Origin of the sequence: Porphyromonas levii (genome assembly GCF_018206105.1) — a bacterium.
Taxonomy (GTDB): domain Bacteria; phylum Bacteroidota; class Bacteroidia; order Bacteroidales; family Porphyromonadaceae; genus Porphyromonas_A; species Porphyromonas_A levii.
In genome coordinates this window covers 1-1,388 of sequence record NZ_JADRGN010000081.1, presented here as the reverse complement: position 1 = coordinate 1,388, position 1,388 = coordinate 1, and the positions used below count along the sequence as shown (strand labels likewise).

Below are 1,388 nucleotides of genomic sequence, written 5' to 3'. Positions count from 1 at the left end.
ACCTTGAGCTCAATCAACAAAGGGAAAAGCTCATTCAAAAAGAAGCAGAGCTGAGTCGTAAGATTGAGGAGCTCTTGCAGACGACTAGGGCTCTGAACCTCACAAAGGAGGAGTATGAGCATTTGAATTCACAGTTTCTCCGCCTGCAGCGTCAAGTTTATGGCTATCGCTCCGAAAAGAAACTTCCCGACCCAAAGACTAACATGATGGGCTGGCTATTTAGTAGCGACTGGGAAGTGGAGTGTTTAGAAGCCGAAAAGGGGGTAGCACCCATTCAAGATGAACTGGCTAGAAAAGATAAGGAGCTAAAGTCAAAGAAGACGAGTGAAAAGAGAGAAAGAAAGCCCAGAGATCTCATGGTAGATCTCTCTACCCCTGTGACCATGATAAATCACGAGCCAGAGGGCATTGACCCCGAGAAACACATAAAGATAGGTGAGCGGAGAAAGGATATCCTGCAACTGAAGCCCTGCCAATTCTATATTGAAAGGCACATCTACCCTGTCTATAAGGATAAGAATGATACCTACCTCGATAATGCAACCATTTTAAGAGCTCCCATTGACGTGGAGAATGCAAGTGGAGTAAAGCTAGGTAATACGATTTACGCCACGTTTATGGTGGATAAATTTCGACACCATCTCCCCGAGTCACGACAGATCAAGAGATACAAAGAGCTGGGAGTGGAGCTATCAAAGAGCACCATCAGTCGTGGTATTGCCGATATCTCTTTTCAACTCGCACCACTCTATGATGCCCTTGTTCAGAAAGTCCTTAAGTCGAGCTACCTCCAAATGGATGAGAGCACTATGCGTATTCGCGATAATAAAGGAAAGACTAGGAAGGGGTATGTGTGGGCAGCTCGCTCTATGGACTACCCAGGTGTCTTCTTTTATTACGACAATGGCTCCCGCTCAGCAACCACCCTCCTTTCGATTCTTAAAGACTATCAAGGGGCACTGCAGAGCGATGGTTATGCTGCTTATTCACAATACGAGCAAAAAGAGGGCGTGACTCCACTCGCCTGTATGGCGCATGTGAGGCGAAAGTTTGAGCAAGCGAGCAAAGAGGGCGACAAACGAGCTGATGACATGCTCAAGCAAATAGGACTTCTCTACACCCTCGAAGCACAGCTCAAAGAAGAGAAAGCCCCACCCGACAAAATCCACTCCGAGCGAATGAGACTGGCTGCTCCTCTCCTCGTAGCGATGGAAGCGTGGATGAAAAAAGTCTTCCTTGAGTGCACCCCAAAGAGCACTTTAGGGAAAGCAATCACCTATGCCCATACCGTGTGGATCCGTATCGCCAGGTATTGTACCGATGGCAGATACGAGATAGACAACAACGGCATGGAGCGAGTGATGCGGTACATCGCTATGGGAAGAAAC

At 47.6% G+C, this 1,388-nt stretch carries 1 protein-coding gene; it reads left to right on the top strand.

Going from position 1 to position 1,388, the window contains the following annotated elements; translation table 11 throughout:
- The coding region (gene tnpC / locus IX315_RS09555; protein ID WP_211837417.1) for an IS66 family transposase at nucleotides 1-1,388 on the top strand (1,388 nt) is incomplete at both ends.